The organism is Chitinophaga filiformis (assembly GCF_021646545.1).
In the GTDB taxonomy this organism is placed as follows: domain Bacteria; phylum Bacteroidota; class Bacteroidia; order Chitinophagales; family Chitinophagaceae; genus Chitinophaga; species Chitinophaga filiformis_A.
The window spans coordinates 1-18,505 of record NZ_JAKIRP010000009.1; the positions used below are offsets into that span (position 1 = coordinate 1).

The 18,505-nt window shown below is 47.7% G+C and carries 18 protein-coding genes; 9 read left to right on the plus strand and 9 right to left on the minus strand.

Features of this window, described 5'->3' with window-relative positions; genetic code table 11:
- Window positions 1–598: 598 nt before the first annotated feature.
- Window positions 599–3,328, plus strand: a complete 2,730-nt coding sequence (locus tag L3C95_RS20420; protein ID WP_236390454.1) for a discoidin domain-containing protein — start codon at window positions 599–601, stop codon at window positions 3,326–3,328.
- 455 nt (window positions 3,329–3,783) lie between these two features.
- Here L3C95_RS20420 and L3C95_RS20425 read toward each other — a convergent pair whose 3' ends face one another.
- Window positions 3,784–4,896 (minus strand): nucleotidyltransferase family protein, encoded by a 1,113-nt coding sequence (locus L3C95_RS20425; RefSeq protein WP_236390455.1) that lies wholly within the window; start codon window positions 4,894–4,896, stop codon window positions 3,784–3,786.
- A 4-nt stretch (window positions 4,897–4,900) separates the two neighbouring features.
- Complete coding sequence (locus L3C95_RS20430; protein ID WP_236390456.1) at window positions 4,901–5,200, minus strand: PqqD family peptide modification chaperone; 300 nt, start codon at window positions 5,198–5,200, stop codon at window positions 4,901–4,903.
- Between the two features lie 73 nt (window positions 5,201–5,273).
- On the opposite strand from L3C95_RS20430, the gene L3C95_RS20435 reads away from it, so the two are divergent.
- The 4 genes from L3C95_RS20435 (at window position 5,274) to L3C95_RS34980 (ending at window position 8,641) form a co-directional block, all read left to right on the plus strand.
- Window positions 5,274–6,170 (plus strand): hypothetical protein, encoded by an 897-nt coding sequence (locus L3C95_RS20435; protein WP_236390457.1) that lies wholly within the window; start codon window positions 5,274–5,276, stop codon window positions 6,168–6,170.
- A complete protein-coding gene (locus L3C95_RS20440; RefSeq protein WP_236390458.1) occupies window positions 6,170–6,580 on the plus strand; it encodes a lasso peptide biosynthesis B2 protein in 411 nt (136 codons plus the stop codon). The genes L3C95_RS20435 and L3C95_RS20440 overlap by 1 nt, the downstream gene beginning before the upstream one ends.
- A 4-nt stretch (window positions 6,581–6,584) precedes the next feature.
- Entirely contained in the window at window positions 6,585–8,423 is a 1,839-nt protein-coding gene (locus tag L3C95_RS20445) for an asparagine synthase-related protein (protein WP_236390459.1), read from the plus strand.
- Window positions 8,424–8,509: 86 nt separating this feature from the next.
- The gene (locus L3C95_RS34980) at window positions 8,510–8,641 is read left to right on the plus strand and encodes a hypothetical protein (protein WP_262509988.1); all 132 of its coding nucleotides are present in this window, start codon (window positions 8,510–8,512) and stop codon (window positions 8,639–8,641) included.
- Here the strand turns inward: L3C95_RS34980 and L3C95_RS20450 are convergent, their stop codons facing one another.
- From L3C95_RS20450 to L3C95_RS20475, 6 genes are all read right to left on the minus strand, one after another.
- Complete coding sequence (locus tag L3C95_RS20450; protein WP_236390460.1) at window positions 8,642–9,550, minus strand: methionyl-tRNA formyltransferase; 909 nt, start codon at window positions 9,548–9,550, stop codon at window positions 8,642–8,644. It abuts the gene before it with no gap.
- Between the two features lie 10 nt (window positions 9,551–9,560).
- Window positions 9,561–10,142 (minus strand): phage tail protein, encoded by a 582-nt coding sequence (locus tag L3C95_RS20455; protein WP_236390462.1) that lies wholly within the window; start codon window positions 10,140–10,142, stop codon window positions 9,561–9,563.
- Between the two features lie 32 nt (window positions 10,143–10,174).
- Complete coding sequence (locus L3C95_RS20460; protein WP_236390464.1) at window positions 10,175–10,726, minus strand: phage tail protein; 552 nt, start codon at window positions 10,724–10,726, stop codon at window positions 10,175–10,177.
- Window positions 10,727–10,766: 40 nt separating this feature from the next.
- Window positions 10,767–11,321 carry a phage tail protein gene (locus tag L3C95_RS20465; protein ID WP_236390466.1) on the minus strand — a complete coding sequence of 185 codons (555 nt, stop codon included), beginning with the start codon at window positions 11,319–11,321 and terminating at the stop codon, window positions 10,767–10,769.
- A 450-nt stretch (window positions 11,322–11,771) separates the two neighbouring features.
- On the minus strand, window positions 11,772–12,215 hold the full coding sequence (locus L3C95_RS20470; RefSeq protein ID WP_236390467.1) for a hypothetical protein: 444 nt from the start codon (window positions 12,213–12,215) through the stop codon (window positions 11,772–11,774).
- 122 nt (window positions 12,216–12,337) lie between these two features.
- Window positions 12,338–13,807, minus strand: coding sequence for a hypothetical protein (locus L3C95_RS20475; RefSeq protein ID WP_236390468.1), 1,470 nt, complete (start codon window positions 13,805–13,807; stop codon window positions 12,338–12,340).
- 126 nt (window positions 13,808–13,933) lie between these two features.
- Between L3C95_RS20475 and L3C95_RS20480 the strand changes: the two genes are divergently transcribed.
- Entirely contained in the window at window positions 13,934–15,067 is a 1,134-nt protein-coding gene (locus L3C95_RS20480) for a DUF1080 domain-containing protein (protein ID WP_236390469.1), read from the plus strand.
- A 32-nt stretch (window positions 15,068–15,099) separates the two neighbouring features.
- Here the strand turns inward: L3C95_RS20480 and L3C95_RS20485 are convergent, their stop codons facing one another.
- Window positions 15,100–15,597 carry a DinB family protein gene (locus L3C95_RS20485; protein WP_236390470.1) on the minus strand — a complete coding sequence of 166 codons (498 nt, stop codon included), beginning with the start codon at window positions 15,595–15,597 and terminating at the stop codon, window positions 15,100–15,102.
- A gap of 107 nt (window positions 15,598–15,704) precedes the next feature.
- Between L3C95_RS20485 and L3C95_RS20490 the strand changes: the two genes are divergently transcribed.
- The 3 genes from L3C95_RS20490 to L3C95_RS20500 all read left to right on the plus strand — a co-directional run bounded on the left by L3C95_RS20490 (window position 15,705) and on the right by L3C95_RS20500 (window position 18,502).
- Entirely contained in the window at window positions 15,705–16,112 is a 408-nt protein-coding gene (locus tag L3C95_RS20490) for a hypothetical protein (protein WP_236390471.1), read from the plus strand.
- A 32-nt stretch (window positions 16,113–16,144) separates the two neighbouring features.
- Complete coding sequence (locus L3C95_RS20495; RefSeq protein WP_236390472.1) at window positions 16,145–17,941, plus strand: hypothetical protein; 1,797 nt, start codon at window positions 16,145–16,147, stop codon at window positions 17,939–17,941.
- Between the two features lie 141 nt (window positions 17,942–18,082).
- Window positions 18,083–18,502 carry a response regulator gene (locus L3C95_RS20500; protein WP_236390474.1) on the plus strand — a complete coding sequence of 140 codons (420 nt, stop codon included), beginning with the start codon at window positions 18,083–18,085 and terminating at the stop codon, window positions 18,500–18,502.
- Window positions 18,503–18,505: the final 3 nt, after the last annotated feature.

Consider the following 18,505-nt stretch of genomic DNA (forward strand, 5'->3'; position numbering starts at 1 on the left):
GCAATACTTACCTTAAAACTCGCTTCATACACCGCTGGGCGGCCCATGGCTTTCTTTTTCATAATTAGTAATTTAATTTAGCTTACGCTTCTTACCAAATATGTAAAGCCAATCCTGAATTAATACAATCAAAGCGAACCGAAACCGGGATTTTGCATTTCAAAATCGAGGGTTAACCTTCGGTCAACCTAGGCTCAGATACATAAAAGTTACCTGACCCACTCCGGTACCAATCCGGTACCACTCCGGTACCAATGGCCTCATCTTATGTTCATCTTACGTTCAAGACGTAGGATGAACATAAGATGAGGCCATTGGTACCGGATTAGTACCGGATTGGTACCCTGAACCTGCATATGTCACTCATCCCAACAGGAGAATCGAACTGGCGTTTTATTCCGCTGCAACACTGTATCAGTTTGGACTTCTATCCTTTTTTCCCTAGATTTAACGACCCTTCCCCAGCGAAGTATCGACCCAGGAAAACCCAAATCAGACAAAAATGACGATTCCACGATTTATGGCGGCCCATAGCCCCCCTGTGCACCTGCACAAGACAGTTCACGTTAAAATCTCTCAAGTAACCAATTTAACCCTTATGCAGAAAATTATATTACTCTGTGCTGCATTAACGCTCTCCATTGCAGCAAAAAGCCAGACATGGACCCTCATCTGGAGCGATGAATTTAACGGTCCGGGCCTTGATCTTACAAAATGGTCTTATGAAACCGGCACCGGCGTAAACGGCGACTGGGGAACCGGTCAGTTAGACCGTGCTACTGACCGTATTGAGAACGTTGGTATCGAAACAGGCATCGCCGGCGCTAACGGAAACGTACTAAGGATTTCCACCCGTAAGGAGTTTTATATAGACAGGAACTATACCAGCGGCAGGATATTTACAAAGGGCAAGGCCAGCTGGGGCCCTCAGCACAGGATCGTAGCAAGGGTATGGCCCAAAGGTGTACGTACTATGGGACAAGGCTTCGCATTCTGGATGATGCCGGACGAACTGCCTCAGGGACAAAGCACTATCAGCTGGCCCCAGGGTGGAGAAATAGACATCATGGAATATGTGGGTTCTATTCCTACATTCAACCTCGGCTCAACACACTATGCCTGGGCGTGGAACAATAACCAGTGGGCAGACTGGAACCACGGTCACCAGGGAGGATACTACAGCTTTACAGACCAGCAGGCGCCCGACAATCCGGAATTCATCCGTGTAGACCTGGGAGCTGTAATGTCTGTCAGCAGGGTGGAACTGACCTGGGAAAATACCGGAAGGTCTTTTAAGATACAAACCTCCACAGACGGCAGCACCTGGTCTGACGCCTATTCCACTACGACCGGCGATGGTGGGGTTGACGTGATTAACTTCACCGCAAGGAACGCACGGTTTGTAAGGATGTATGGAACGCAGCGTTCTAACGACTGGGGCTATTCATTGTTTGAGTTCCAGGTATTTGGCGGCGCCAGCACCAACCTGGCGCTGAATAAACCTGCAGTGGCTTCCAGTACCCAGGGCGCTGATGTTGCGGCAAATTTCGCTTTTGATGGTAATACCGGCACCAGGTGGGGTAGTGCGCTGCGTAACCCCGACTATCAGTGCTGCGCGCAATCATCACTGACAGATCCTGCAGTAGCAGCGAATGGCTGGCATGAGTACGGCATTGACTGGTTTGCCGACAGGATGGAATTTTTCGTGGATGGCAACGTTTACCATATACACTATTTCGAAGATGGCGCCGCCTTTGCCACGGATGGGCAGAATGAAGCACAGGTACAACTGATCAACGGAAGACGGGTACGCAAATCTGAGTTCTCTAATCTCTATCCGGAATGGCATCCGTTCGAACACAAATTGTACGCTATCCTCAGTGCGGGTGTAGGCGGCAGTGGTAACACCTATGGTGGTCCGATTGTAGACCAGGCTATTTTTCCGGCAGATGTATACATCGACTGGGTACGGGTCTACTCTAACGGTATCACTTACAATCCGCCGCCGGCAGTGACACTGACAGCGCCAACCGGTACCGAGACCTATGCTGCTCCGGGTACCATCACACTCACAGCTACCGCCAGCGATCGCGACGGGGGTACCATTTCATCAGTATCCTTCTATAACGGCACTACGCTTATCGGTACTGACAATACAGCCCCTTACAGCATGCAATGGTCTAATGTACCGGCGGGTAACTATACCATACAGGCAAAAGTGACAGACAATGGCGGCGCTACCGCCAGTTCCAATAAGGTGAATATCGCTGTGAACGGTGCCAGCTCCAACCTGGCACTGAACAGGCCCGGTACTGCTTCCAGTGTGACCGGCAGCTTTGTCGCCTCCAATGCCTTTGATTCCAGCGCAGCTACCCGCTGGGAAAGCGCTTATACCGATCCGCAATGGATCTACGTTGACCTGGGAAATACCTACAATATCAGCCGCGTGAAAATCACCTGGGAGACGGCGCTCGGAAAAGACTACCAGGTGCAGGTATCTGATGACCTGAATAACTGGCAGCTGCTGAAAAACGTTAGCGGCAACACCACAACGGTCAATGACTGGACAGGGCTAAGTGGTAGCGGACGTTATGTACGTGTGTATGGAACGGCCAGAGGAACCCAATACGGCTATTCTGTCTTCGGGATGGAGGTATATGGCTCCGGGTCGGTGATATCGTCTAATATCGCCTTAAATAAGGCAGGAACGGCATCCAGTGTAGTGGGTGTGTTCAATGCCAGCAATGCGTTCGACAGTGATGCCGGTTCGAGATGGGAAAGCGCCTATTCCGATCCGCAATGGATCTATGTCGACCTGGGGGGCAATTATAACGTGAACAGGGTGAAGATCACCTGGGAGACGGCGTTTGGTAAAGATTACCTTGTACAGATCTCGCCGGATCTCAATACCTGGCAGTTGCTGAAGAGTGTTACCGGCAATACCACGACAGTCAATGACTGGACGGGCCTGAGTGGTACCGGTCGTTATGTACGCATCTATGGAACGGCGCGGGCTACCCAGTGGGGATATTCCATTTTCTCTACCGAGGTTTATGGCAGTGCTGCACTAAATACGCTGGCGGCTACCCCGGAAAAGATCGCTGCGGTGAAATTCAGGGGATATCCGAACCCGGTCATCAGCAACTATCACGTTGAAGGAGTGGAAGATAGGGCCAGGGTAAATGTGCTGGCTGTCGACGGGACGCTGGTGCTGAAGACGCAGGTGGTGAATGGGAGTATTGATCTCAGTCAGCTGAGGGCTGGATTGTATATCGTTCAGATCTTTAGTAAACAAGGGGTGATCAGTGAGAAAGTGATTAAGCAGTAATCGGGGCTTCCTGGGTTATGATAAAAAGGGTGTATCAGAGATGATACGCCCTTTTTTGTGTATCCTGGCTGACGGCGATTTCTGCGTTGGCCTTCTGGCTCACGGAGCAGGCTGGGATCACTGGCTGTAGTTCTTTGAAGTTCCTTACTATCAAGCTTCAGGAAGGCGGGTTGGCTTTTGGATATTTATTAAACCCCTAGTAGGGCGCGTGAGCACTTCAAATAACAAAGGCCAGTGATTCCCACCTGCCCGCTCGCTGCGTACGGCCTCAAAAATTATTGTAGGAGACTCGTTATTCAGGTGTTATTCAATATGTGTTCTCAACATGTCTTACTCAACATGTCTTACTCAATATGTGTTACTCAATATGTGTTACTCAACATATGTTACTCATACGTGTTACTCATATGTGTTACTCATACGCGTTCCTCAATACGTGTAACTCAATTGTCGCTTTACCTTGATCTTCTGAACAGGCCAAACGTGAGCCGGAAAGGTTTGGTGAAGTAATAAAGAAAAAAGTAGGGGAGCCTGACCCTCATTATGTCTTCCCCGTTAGGTCTGAGCAGGAATCGCAGGTATTGGGTGAAAACAGCATATTTCGCCTTCAGGGTGGTCATGAAGGTAAGCCTGATGAATGCGAGTTGCAGGAACTTGTTTTCCGCAGGAGGAGGGTCTTCCAATAAGCGCTTTCTCAACAATTGGTACGTCTTCTCTGGCACGGGGCCGGTTGCGTATGCAGGGATACCCAGGAGATCGGAGGCCAGTTGCATCCAGAGGTCTTCAAATCCCTGAAGTTTCGGTACAACCCTGTAGGGGCCATGGCGGTATAGTAAAGCCATATCCAGCAGGGAACGCAGGTGTGGATAGAAATCGCTGGCTCCGTTGTTTACCAGCATCAGGCGGTAATAATCCTGATGTGTGAAAGGTCGTCCCGATAAATAGTCTTTGCCCAGCAACCCGTTAAAGTGGTACTGAACAGATGTCAGCGTTTCCGGTGGCCGGTAGTGAAACTCGAAGCTTAACCATTTACCCCGCGCACAGCGTTTACCGAAGACGACTTCTTTTATGTGGTCTTTGAAATGATCAGGGTAAATACTGAAATATTTTTCCTGGTGCATTTCATATCCTTCAGCCTGCATAACAGACACGACTGTTGGGACCTGGTCTTCCCGGATGATAATATCCATGTCGGTAAACTCGCGCATGGCGATATCGCCATATATCAGCTGCGAAAAGTCCATTCCCTTGTAGAAACGTGCTGCTGCTCCATGTTGTTTTAAGCGGGCAACAATGTGATCGGCCTCTCTTTTTCTATCAAAGGCAAACACGGAAAATTCCCTGCAATAAGCTTTGAACGGTTGCAAAGCTTCCGGTGGTACAATGCCTTTCAGCCTGTTTAATACATGGAAAGCCACCGGCCTTATCCTGTGGCGCGCGCATAATTTGTATACCCTTTGCCAGTCGATGGAATGGCCGGATATGAAGGTGCAGAGCGTAGAGATAGAACTGGATTGCAGGTATACTCTGCAACATAATAATAGAATAGTAACCTCGGGCTGGTTCATAAAATCAGTGAACGATAAGCATTTGATGCTGCATCATTTTTTCAAGAAAAAGAAGTGTTTCATGTTCGCATAATTGCATGCTGACCGCATATTCTTCTGTCAGGGCATGTACCACCTCGTGAACAGGTACGGGCTGTTCCAGCTTCTCCCAAATGGCGCTGCCTATCGCATTCAGGCCTATATACTGGCCATTATGTATATCCATCAACACCACTTCCTCACCGATGTGGCTGACCAGGAAATTCCGTTCATTCCTGTGAACGACTGTTTCTCTGCATAGGGAAATCTGTACACTTTCTGACATATGTTTAAACATTAGTGATAACTTGAGTGTATAACTATTGTAACATTATTCAACCAGAAATAGTTCGCTATCCATGTATAAATATTGGGGCTTTGGCCTGCATATTACTTCCGGAATAGAATTCCCTGAATTATTGCCATCCGATTTTACACATACTGATGTAAGTATCAGCCTCGGTGATATACCCGCCATTGAAGCGGATACCGCCTTCGATATAGGTCGCATTTCCTATCGCGTAAACCATCACGAGCTGGTCTTCTCTGTACAGGATGTTGCCACGTATTATGCTGCCGATGGTAACCGGATTATCATTCGCCCTTATCCCGGCAATGTGGAAGACAGGGTGATCCGCCTGTTTCTGCTCGGCGCAGCTATTGCGGGTATCCTGCAGCAAAGGAGACAGGTGCCCCTGCATACGTCTGCAGTGATCGTGAACGATAGCCTGACGCTTATTGCAGGGCAATCGGGCGCCGGAAAATCGACAACACTGGCGGGACTGAAAAAGCGGCAATACAGGATATTCAGTGATGACATTACCGTGCTGAAGGAAGTGCCCGGCAGCGACTGCATCTGTGGTGTTGCTTCTTATCCGATGATGAAATTGTGGGAACATTCTTTGCAAACCCTGGCACTGGAAGACCGTTCATTTCCTGTTGTGCCGGGTTATGAAAAATATGGGTTTTTCTTTCATGGCGTATTTGATACGCAGCCTTATCCCGTGGAAAGGATCATCCTGCTCGAAGCCCGGCAGACTGATGAGATCAGGCATAAACAAATATACGGCAGCGAAGCCTTTGCAGGTGTGGTACAACATATTTACAAGGCATCCTTGTTCCGGCAGCCGGCCATGCGTGCTCTTTGTTTCGATGTGATCAGCAGAATGCTGAAGCGCGCCACTGTACATCAGGTATCACGCCCGGTATTGTGTGAGCCGGATGCTTTATTGGATGTAATAACGTCAATATCATAATGAGAGGAAAATTTTCATCGCTGCTGCTCTTCATAGAAGCATGGATCTGTATCGCTTTCGCCCGCGGGATGCTTATTTTTATGCCCTTTCGAAAAATAGCGCCCTTATTGGGTAAAAACGTAGCTGACGATACTACCACCTACGTTAAAGCAACGCCCCGTCCTCAGCGGATTAAGGCCGCCATCAGAAGGGCCGCAGCCTGTTCTCCCTGGCGGGCAAAATGTTTTGAGCAGGCATTGGCCGGCAAGATCATGCTCAGTTACAGGAACATGCCGGGCATCGTCTTCTTTGGCATTAATAAAGTGGGGGATGACCTGCAGGCGCATGCCTGGCTGGAAAGCGAAGGTGTGATCATCACCGGGGCAGCAGAGGCGAATCAATTCATTATTATAGCACGTTTTAAAAGCTGATCTGATGAGCGCCATATTCGGTATTATAAGGAAGGACGGACAGCCTGTTAGCAATGCAACGGCGGCATTGATCGGCCAGTCAATGCTGCACAGGGCTACTGATGGCCAGGATATCTGGCGGGAGCATAATGTACTGATAGGTCAATGCACACTGCGATTGTTCACACCCCCTGATGCCTACACCCTGCCCTTCGTTTCGGAAGACGTTGTTATTGCTGCAGATGTCCTGCTTGATAACAGGCCTTACCTGCTGGAGCAAACCGGTGTAAGCGAGGAAGCTTCAGATGAAATGTTGTTATTGCAGGCCTATCGCAGATGGGGTAATGATTGCGTGTTGCACCTGGAAGGTGAGTTCGCATTCTGCATCTGGCATAAACAGCAGCAGCAATTGCTGATTGCTACCGACCATATGGGATGCAGGGCATTGTATTATTACGACTCACCAGAAATGTTCGTTTTTAGCTCTGAACAGAAAGGCATCCTGGCTGTGAAGCCCGGCCCGCACGTGTTTAATGAAGTCAGCCTGATCGAATATTATTTCCGGCAGTCGGACCCTGCAGGTACTTATACGAAAGACGTACATGCATTATGTGCAGCTAATATGCTTACCCTTAACAATAGCAAGGTTAGTGTTAAGAAATACTGGACGCCTGTTCCCGGTAAATATCATTTTAAGCAATTCAGTGAATGGACGGACTGTCTGCGGGAACTGTTGAAAACTGCCGTCAGGAACAGGATCCGGACGGATAGGCCCGTCGGTATTACGCTGAGCGGCGGACTGGATTCATCGTCAGTCGCATGTATACTCGCCCCGCTGCTGGCGGAGATGAACAAACCGCTGTATGCCTTTTCATCAGTATTGCAGGAAGATGCCCATGGAGAAGACGAAAGGAAATATATTGATCTCATCGGAAGGGCCTGCCCTAATATAGTTCAGACGTATATACACGCTGAAGACAGTGGACCTTTTCAGGACACGCTGCTGGCATTTGAAAAGGATGAAGTATTTCCCAATGTGTTTTACTATATGGACCACGCCATCCTGGAAGCAGCACGGAATAAAGGTATCGGTGTTCTGTTCACTGGTTATGGAGGTGATCACTGGGTGTCATGGAAAGGTAATCCTGTTATTTATAACCTGATCAATAAAGGCGCCTTTGCCAGTGCCTGGCGTTTATTAAAGACCTTTTCAAAAACAGAGGGGAGGCCCCTCTGGCCCATCGTGAAAAGAGAATACATCCGGCATACGGCATGGTACAAAAAGAAGAACAGGTCAGACGCTAATCATATCGGTCTCGGCCTGCAGGATGACTTTTACGGGAAGTATCGGGATACGCTTGTTTTCGGCGCTATACAGAACATAACGGCCTCTATGCTGAAGAATATCAGTAGCGGGCGCACGGGACTGTTCCCCGCCATGCTGGCAAACCGTAATGAAGCATATGGTATGCGTTCAGCAGTTCCCTTATTGAACAGGAACGTGCTGGAATTTATGATGGATGTACCGCCGGAGCTGTTTGTATATGGAGGTCATAAACGCAGTTTACTGCGGCATGCCATGCAGGGTGTGCTGCCGCCGGAAGTGCAGTGGAGAACAGACAAGGGGATGTATTCACCTGATTTTTTCAGTCGTATTGAAAACAATAAGCAGCACATAACGGCTATTCTCGCAGCAGGTGATAATGATGCAGGTTTCAGATATTATTTGTCCAGAGATAGTTTACAGTCCTGCGTTAGTAAGGATGAACTGGCTATGATCAGAATGACACAGGGAGTGATCAGTAGCGTGGTGGTGGGTGCGCTGCAAAAAAAGGGATATGTTTTTGAAAATAATTTTTCTTAACTTACAGTTACTCAAATAACTAATAGCTCCAAAAGCAAAACTCAGGCGAACTAAAAACCAAGAATTCCTAACTCAAATATCCAAATATGAAAAACGAGCAAATGCAATCCAAACCCCAATGGGAAACTCCGGGTATGACAATTCTTGCAGTGAACGAAGTTACTTTAGGCGGTGGCGCTGCAGGTACTGACTTCGGTTCTGAAATAAGCGCTCCCTGATCATGCTCCCAGTCTGGCGCCATGGTTCAGTCCGTATATGCTTGTATGATAGGAGGGCAGGTAGCCATCGTGCATATATAGCATATTAGACCTGATACTTTTGCCGCCAGCACAGGCAATGTACAACCCATCTCCCCGGACCATCATGGTTCCTGGTGGATGGGCTGTCTGCAATTCTGTTACCATGCCATCCATCAGCTTTACTTCCTGCCCCTGGAAGACGGTCAGGGCACCTTTATTCCATGGATTACACGCCCTGATAAGATTGCATATCTCCAGTGCATCCATCTTATCCCAGTCTATCAATACATCTTTCAGTTGCGGCCGTTTATGATAAGCTTCCACTGCATCTGTTGTGGCTATTTCAGGGAATGGTGCGAGTCGCTGTACTGCATTTAAGACCATAGCAACGCCTTCCACACATAACTGGCTACAGAGCTGATTTACCATGCCATAGTGGTATTGGGGAAGATTGGCAATGCTTCTTGTCCATACCACTTTTCCTGCATCAAAGCGGGAGGACAGTTCATGAATGGTAAATCCCAGTGTAGGCTGACCTGTTTTCAGCTGCCAGAAAGCCGGTGATGGTCCGCGGAAGGAGGGAAGCGGGCCCGGATGAATATTGTAAGCCGGTATACCATTGAAGCGGGTTACATCCAGCAGGTAGCTGTAACCATACACAAATACCGTTTGTGGTTTTATGTCTTCCAGCCATTGATAAACATCTTCCGCCTGGTTCGATTCCTGTCTGAAGGGGAGATTGGTGGCCTGTATAAAGCCGGCTACTTTCTGATGAACGATCACATCCTGTGAGGGCGCATAAAAGATACACACCTGCAAACCCTGGTTTGCAAGTGTGTATGCCATCGGAATAAACTGATCGCCGTTGGAGATAATACCTATACGCATGTCTGTTTATTCAAAATGAAGAAGGATAGATACCTTCTGTAGCGATGATATAATTGATGACCACATAAGGCATCGAGTTGTCGTGCGGCTGTGTGCCTCCGGTAATATTTATTGTCCCGGGGTCCAGCAGCGCATTGGGAGTGGATGTTCCGCCGGAAGGCAGTGGCAGCGTAGTGTATAGATTCACATCCGGATATGCCGTAGGTCCGGTGTTATTGTTACCATTGGACGTGGCGAGCAGATTATTGGTAGGATCGCCGGTAGTGGCGTCTGTACTGGTCGCAACGAGATTGTGGGTGTGTGCGGGTATATTGGTTTGCAGCAGCGTCACATTCGGTGTACCTGCGGCTTGTCCCAGCAGATACGTTTGCGAGCCTCCTGAGGGAGAGATCTGCCCTGTGCTGATGGCAATACGCTGTCGCAGGTCAGGCAACGCGAAAGTGGTTTGTCCGTCGCCGCCATACTGGGTACCCAGCAATGTAAACAATGCTTCATACTGGCTGATAGACAACAGCGCGCCGTTGCACAGCTGCCATCCCACAGGCGCAAAGTTGCCGGCAAATATCCTGATCTCGCCTAAGTAGTTATCCATATAAAAATCGGTTAGATGTTTTCAAATAGTGTTTATGATCTTGAAGGGTATATGCCCTGCGTGGCGATGCAATAGTTCAATGCCAGGTAAGGCATCCTGTTGGTGTGAGGCTGGCTGCCGCCTGTGTTGGTGATGCAGGGGGCCATGTTCACCAACGGACCTCCGGCAGGTGCATACAGATTGACAGTACCTGTATTTTGCCCTGGCTGAGAGGGACTGGTAGGTGTGTTCGGATTACCAAAATAATTGGTGTTCGGACTACCAGCATCGTACGAAACGTTTGCGCTTACCAGGTGCGTATGTGCCGGCAGGTTGGCTGTTGTCAGTGTAACCGTTTCGGTACCTGCGGCCTGACCGATCTGGTAGCTGCTGCCGCTTTTGCTGGTGCCTGTACCAACGATCGTTCTGCCGTTGAGGTTGGGGAGCATGAAGGTGGTGGTGCCGTTGCCGCCGTAATTGACACCTAAAAGGGAGAACAAAGCCTGGTTCTGGGCTATGGGCAATGTTTGCCCGCTGCAAAGTACCCATCCTCTGGGGATTTGAGTATAAGGGAATAAGCGGATTTCTCCGAGGTAATTTTCCATACGATTTTAATAAAATAAGGTGAAAGAATAAGGTTGAAGATCAGGGCCGTTGAGGGAAGACGCCTTCTGAACAGACGCAGTAGGTCATTGCCAGATAGGGGTCCATGTTTGCATGCGGAGTGGTGCCGCCGGTAATACCAATGGTCTGCGGGTTGAGCGTAATATTCCCCTTGTTGTTGGAGTAGACCACGATACCTTTAGCGGCAACGACAGAATATCCGTTTGTCAGGTATGCATTGCTGCCGGGCTGGGAAATAGCGGCAGCTGTCTGTGGCTGACTTGTGCGGACCACGGCTTCCATGTTGTGCATGTGTGCGGGCATCGTGGCAGTCGTTAATGTAACAGTCTCCGAGCCGCCGGTAATGCCAGGCGTGTTGAAACCTCCCTGCATAAGATTAATGCCCAGTGCTGCTACGCCCCGCAGGTCGGGTACAGCAAAGGTAGTGGTGCCGTTACCACCATACTGGATGCCCAGTATGGCAAACAACGCGGAATTACTTTGAATAGGATAGACTGCGCCGTTACAGGGCAGCCATCCACGGGGGGTAAAATTAAAAGCAAAGGCTCTGATTTCGCCGATATAACCATCTGCCATAAGTGTGGAGTTTTGGGTGAAATAATAAACATTACGAAATGAGAATATGGAAAGGGAAAGAGGAGTGGTATAAAAAGTTTTTCATGAATCTGGCGTTATTCAGGGGAACATTCTTTTGTTCAGTAAGTGGATATGTATTACATGACTCGTGCTACCTAAATTAGGAAGCGTTGAGGTAAAATAAAAATGTGGGAAAAAATAAAAGTCTTTTTATTGTCCCTGAAATTCGGTATATATAGATACGATAGGTAGCGCTTTGGCTATTTTATTTTTTACTACTTTTAATGGCTCACCATTTTCACCACAGCAAGGTCAACAAGTTCATCCTCCATCTGAACCGATCAGGTGTCATAACGAAAAAGGAAGGACGTAGCCCTTATATTTTCTAACGGTGTCACAGCAGAAAAGGAGGGACGTAGTCTTTATGTTTCCTGAGCTGTCCCGTATTGTTTATTCTTCACCTGGATGATCCTGGAAATCTACAAAATCTTCTATAGCTTCTTTTGTTTCTTCGTCCAGCAAAGGATGTTTTAATAAAGCATGCATCTTTTCGGTCAATGCCTTGTGTTCAAGATAACGCTGGTCTGCATTGGTGAGCCGGTTCAGCATCCACACTGTCAGTGGTGTGGGCTTCCTTTCCAGGGAGGCAAACAGGTAATCATGGTATATATCATGAAAAGATTCCAGTGTATGCGCCAATGGGCCGGGAGAACCGTAGTCAATGTGAGGGTATTTTTCAATGAGCCGGAAGATGGGTTCTATGGCCCTTTCCCTGTCGGGGTTATGCTTCAGGTCCTCCATCAGATCGTAGAAATAAGAGATGTTATCATCGTCGGAGCGCTCGGTTGGCACAAAGGAGGAAAGCGCGTGGATAATTTCATCAGTTGTCATCATGGAATGAAAGGGTTTAAAAGTGAAACACAGTTCCTTAAAAGTAACACAGTTCGCTGAGAGCACGCTTCAGGGGGCTGAAGGATGTACTCCCGGGTAAGAGACTACATAAAGCGTTCCGGAAATTATAACGTGATGACCTTATTCCCATTTACAAACCGGGTATCTTTCACTGCGCCCGGTCCTTCGAAGCGGTATTGTACCCCCACTATATCTGTAGGCTGATAATCTCCGGTAAAAGCAGCCGCTTCCTCGCCATCCACCAGTATCCGGATATGCTTTTCTTTCGCTTCCACTTTTAACTGCACCCATTGGTTCATATCCCGGCCAAACTTCGATAGGTCGGTATTTTTACTTTGCAGGGATTTGCCGCCGGCATAGAGGGACAGATCTCCCACACAGCCTTTCGCACATAGGGGAATAATAAATACGTCATTCTTACAAAGTATCAGGATCTGTATCCGCTGACAGGCTGCTGAACCCTGGTTGAAGTTGCTTTTTACAGCTGTCTCAAAACTGAAATTGTCGGTGCGCAGGCCATTCATATCCCGTACATTATAGAACCGCAGACCGGGAATTACAGGCTGTAAAGAGATGTTATAAGCTTCCATAGCTGTTTTATCCACTTCGACGGTATGTCCTTTCTGAAATTCCTGCTGACGGAAATATACCGGCACTTCGTCCTGTTCTACGACTGCCAGCCAGCCGTTGGAACTGATCATGAGATCGTGTTCCTTTACGATCTGTTTCCCTACGATCAGTTTTGCCCTGAAATATCCCGGAAGGTAGTAGATGGATGAATATTCCCGCCTGTCTTTCGGAACGGCAAATTTTCGCCTGATATCCCATGACTGGGATATAAATACGGAATCATCTCCTGCGGCCCGGGCATCGTATTTAAAGATCACCGAATTGGGTACACCCGCCGTGACGGTTTTATTGCTGCTGAACTGATACGCTGTTGGATCTGCAGAGGCCTGTTTAGACCGGCCGTTCGATAGAAGTGTTACATAAAGAATGATCGCCAGAGAGAGCAGGCCTAATGCCCAGTAAGGCCATCTGCGGGAGCGGTGTTTCGGCCTTTCTGATATCCCGCTGGGGGCTTGCCTTGCAGACGTGGACCCGGCGCTGGGAATTGCTGCAGGATTGCCTGTAATGGCCATGCCACCATCTTCACCACTGGTCAAAGTGCCCGGCGGCTGTGAACCGCTTAATAACACGTCCTGTTTGTTATTAGTAGTGTTTATTCCGGTGTTGCCAGTTATACCCATCGGCTGATCAGCAGGTGCAGCCTGTGTAAGCGGAGTAGCATTTCCGGCTGACAGCTTTCGCCTGAACATACTCCAGTCCTCATAGCCGGCATATTGGGCCAATGTATTCAAGGTAGTGATGGCCGGGGTATTGGTGTAAGACAATTTCCCCCAAAGCCTTTTTAATGTTGTAACGCTTAACACAACACCGGTGGCTTCCTGGATAGCCTCACTCAGTTTTTCAAAATCATAGCTGCTCCATTCGCTGTTAGCCCCGCGGTCAAACCGTATTTCTACCAGCTTCAGGCATCGCTGTATGTAATCTGTTTCTAAATTGTTTTCCATGTGATAATGAGTTTGTTATCTTCCTGAACAGACTTGCACAAACTTGAACTCCCGCTGAATTGCCATCAAGTTACTTATTATTCAGTTTTGCCCCGTTATCATTTGAAAACTTAAAAACAACAGACCATGTACAAGACATTCAGCCTTCTTACCCTGCTCCTGTTCACCATACAATTGATGGCGCAGCAGAAAGACGGGAAGCGCCCCGGCAAGCCTGTATCATCCGCGGCGGTTATCAATGTAGCCATGAAAGCAGATAACTGGGATATTGCCAATAATGTAGCGGAGCTAACCACCTGGCGATCCGTTCCGGCTTTGAAATGCCTGGGAGGAAAAGGGTCGGCAGTACTGAAGGATGTCGACTTTTCAGATGGTACGATCGAATACGATATGGAACCGGTCGAAAACGGCTTTGCTACCATTTTCTTCAGACAGGCTTCAGGCGAGGAAAGGGAGTGTTTTTACTTCCGGACCTATGTTGCCGGCAATGACGCTGCGATAGACGCTATTCAGTATGCGCCTTACCTGGGCAGTGTCAACATGTGGGATATGCTTCCTTATTACCAGGGCAATGCCAGTTTCCAGCGCGAAAAATGGAATCATGTGAAGCTGGTGATCTCTGGTAAACAGATGTGGGTGTATGTCAACGATATGTCCCGTCCGGCATTAAAAATACCCCGCCTGGAAGGCAGTACGGAACATGGCAGCATTGCTTTTGAAGGAAAGGGCGCTATGTTTGCCAACCTTGTGATCAAACCGGGACAAACGGAAGGTCTTTCTCCGCTGGAAGGGCCAGATCCTACTGATAATGATCCCCGTTATATCAGGGAATGGAAAGTGAGCCAGCCTGTTGAAACGAAGGATGTTGACTTCAGTAATACCTTCATGCCTGCTAAAGAGGCCGCCTGGGAAACCATGTGGGCAGAAAGAAGAGGATTAGTGAACCTGACAAGGAAATTCGGACCAAGCCGCGAGCGGCGTATCGTATGGCTGAAGACGAATATTCACGCTGCGAAAGATCAGTCCCGTAAATTGAATCTCGGGTTCAGTGATGAAGTATGGGTGTTCATCAACGGAAAATATGTTTATGTCGATAAGAACCTTTATGGTCAGCCATTGTCTAAGTTCCCTGACGGTCGTTGCTCAATTGAGAACACTTCTTTCAACGTTCCGCTGAAGGAAGGCGATAATGAATTGCTGATCGGCGTAGCTAACAGCTTTTTCGGCTGGGGAATTGTGGCGAGGTTGGATGAATACTGATGTCCCCGGGGCTACAACAATCAGCCTGCGCCTTACGCAGGCTGATTGTTGCAGATGATATCCCTATACCTCTCTATTTGCCGCCGGTGGCGCAGGATATGTACGATAGCATGTTCCATGATCTGCTCTATGTCATACACCTGTCCCCAACTGGTGGCAATTTTCTTTTCCTGCTCAAATTCCTCCAGTTCACTATCCTTTATATCACGGAATACCGTCTCTGTAAAATGAAAGGCTTCTGTCAGATCTCTGATATATTCCTTTACGGTAGTATGAAAGGTTTCTTCCGGTCTCACCATCTGGTAGCCATAATGATGCATAATGTAAATGGTATAACTGTAAGCAGCACTAACTACATGTGACAATATTGTCTGTATCGAGCGGCAATTTTCATCGGCGGTTAGCGGGTCCGCAACAGTGGCCAGATCCTCATCTGAGATAGGTGCAATGACGTTTTTTAATTCAGTAATAGCTTTTTCATATTCGTCCAGCAAAGCACCTTTCGCTCCCTGTCTGTATACTTTCATCATGTTGGTAATTATATATTAGTAAAATTAAGTTATAATCTTGCAATTCGGTTATAAATGAGTATTTTCATGCTTTCTGCCTACTTCTGACACACTTAACTTGAACGCAAATGCAAAACTTCGTAGCACTTCCAACAGAAGAATCCGGGGCACAAAAAACGCTGCAGGAACTGCTGGACCAGCCGGACCAGCTGCTATTACTGATACTGGGAGATGATGATGTTGCAGATGAAGCCACCGATACCGCCAATTTCATACGTTCCCGTATTGGAAAGAACGGTGTAAGCATGTATGACATGGTAGTATTTGTAAAGGTAACAGCCCCATTGACTATCCTGCCACTGCTGAAAAAACTGAAAATTCATGAGCGGGTAGACCTGACAGACTATCATAATTTTGTACTCGTTTCTATTTCCCCGTTCAGAAATATTATTTCGGAAGGCGTCACCAAAGCCCGTTTCATGAAGGGCAGGGGCAGCATGAATACCGCTGTAATGACGGCCTACGCCAATGGATGATCTTCCCTGTTTTACCTTAATGCGAATATAATATGCGACTTTTTATATTGCCATGTGCTATCCTGTTCCTGTTATGTACCGTACGTCATGCCTATTCCCAATCCATTCTTACGGTCAGGGAAATTGATCAGAATAACAAGCCATACGAGAATAAGAACAATGCCGACATCAACAGCCGGCTGACGGTATTGTTTGATCGCGGAGCTTTCATCAGGAAGATAAATACCAGTGGTATCGGCAACCCATTACCACCGGATGCGGTAAACCTGCTCAATACCCTTTATGATGCTACGCAAAAGGTGGAAGGATGGTCAAAAGGGATGGAAGATGCCGTGAGGAATTATGTGCGGGGCGACAAGGCCAGCCTGACGACTTTTCTGCAACGTACGGCTTCTGTTACCGGAGAAATTGTTGCGGTCTTCGACCGTGATCAGCTGACGCGCGATTACTATGAAAGCTATTTTAAAGGCCCTGAAGATTTCACGGACGAAAACATATGGGGCGGTATTTTATATGCCGTCAATAAAAGGATTGTGGACCTCGAAGAACAATTATCGAAAAGTCCTGCCTATGACGATGTCCGCATCCAGATCGGTGGATGGCTGATGCACAATAACCAGCCGTCTCCCCTGCATTTCAATGGCCTTGACGATAATCCGCTGGGAGATTATTATGAAGTGGAGCGCTGGAAGTTTACGCTGACAGATGCACAGGTAGCCCAACTGGAAGATATCCAGAAATGGGTGAGAAGCAGCCAGCAGCGGGAATTGAATGTCAATGAAATATTACGCGGTGAATATGTACGACAGTTCACAGGTATCTTACAGCAAAGGCTTAAAACGGATTTTGAGGCATTTAAGAAAGAGGGTGAGAAAGTACTGGCTACCTTACAGGAACAGCAGATCGTTACTGACGTGAAACAGATACTGGCGCAGGGTGAGCAGATAAAGACACTGCTGACCGAGAAGGTGAGTTATTACCAGTCGCTGTTGAATAATACGCAGTCTGTAAGTGGTATTGCTTTTATATCCCGGCTGCAGACCGACGTGAATACCATCAATGGCGAGTTCAATGAAATGAAAGAACTGCTTACGGCTTTCCAGTCACATATTCCTGCTGCCAGTGCAGAGGTCAGGACGCAATGTGCTAATCTCGTATCATTAGCCGCAGGTAAGGTGTCAGAACTGGCGAACCTCGTGATACCCGATGAAGTACTGCGTTTCGGCGGGGAAGAAAGACGTCTGGCCGCACTGGCGCTTAGCTTCTCGGATAAGGTATATTCACTGGCATTAGGTAGCATACCCGCTGAAGCAAGCACTGATCTGTTATACGCCGGTTTCCGCCAGGCGGGCGACAGGGTGGTGATCAAAATGCAGGTTACCAATATCAGTTCAAAAAAGAATTTGCTGGAAGAAACGCACAGTGTGACATTATACCGCATTCTGCCCCATCTGGAAGCTACTGTAGGGGTTATTTTTGCCCATCCGCTCACTGCTACTAAAATAGAGAAGGATGTGCAGATGGCGCCCTATTACAATGTACTGTTCAAAGGCATTCTCGGCATGAGTCAGAAATGGAAAAGGAATTCCTCATTGCCAAATAATCTGCTGGACATGAACTTCGGTCTGCATGTCTCTTCGCCCGATTTCGATAAAGATGATGTGCCGGAGTTAGGACTTGGTGTGGTAGCGTCAACATTTAAAGACTACCTGCAGGTGGGATGGGCATATAATCTTTTCCAGGGAGCGAACTATGTGTTCATCGGCTTCAGACTGCCAATACCTACCATGAACTTTGGAGGTGGCAACGGTGGCGCTGCGCTGAAGTAGCTTTCAATATAATGGTGAAGAAGATCATGCGCTTTGTCCATAATAGCAAGGCCTTATGAATCGATCAGTTGATGTCAAAATTGGCATGACTAATGCGGATGTTTATGTCCCATCTTTTCTTTACCATTAAACTGCGCGTATATGGCTAAAACAGGGCCCATTCTTATACTGGAAGATGATTCCGATGACAGGGAGATCTACGAGAAAGTAATGGCTTCGCTGGGCGTTAAAAACCAGGTCATTTTTTTTGAAGGAGGGGATGACCTGTTGCGCTATCTGCAGGTAACAACTGAGCAGCCGTTTGTTATCATCTCTGATATCAATCTGCCCCGGATGAGTGGCCTCGAATTGAGAAGGCTGATAGACGCTGATGAATTCCTCAGAAAAAAGAGTATACCATTTGTTTTTCTGACTACTGTTGAATCAAAAGAGGTGGTAGATGAAGTATACAAGTTAACCGTGCAAGGTTACTTCGTTAAAAAGTACCTCTTAAGTGATATCGAAAAACAGGTGAAACAGATACTGGATTACTGGCGTGATTGTAAACATCCCAATGCGTAATGT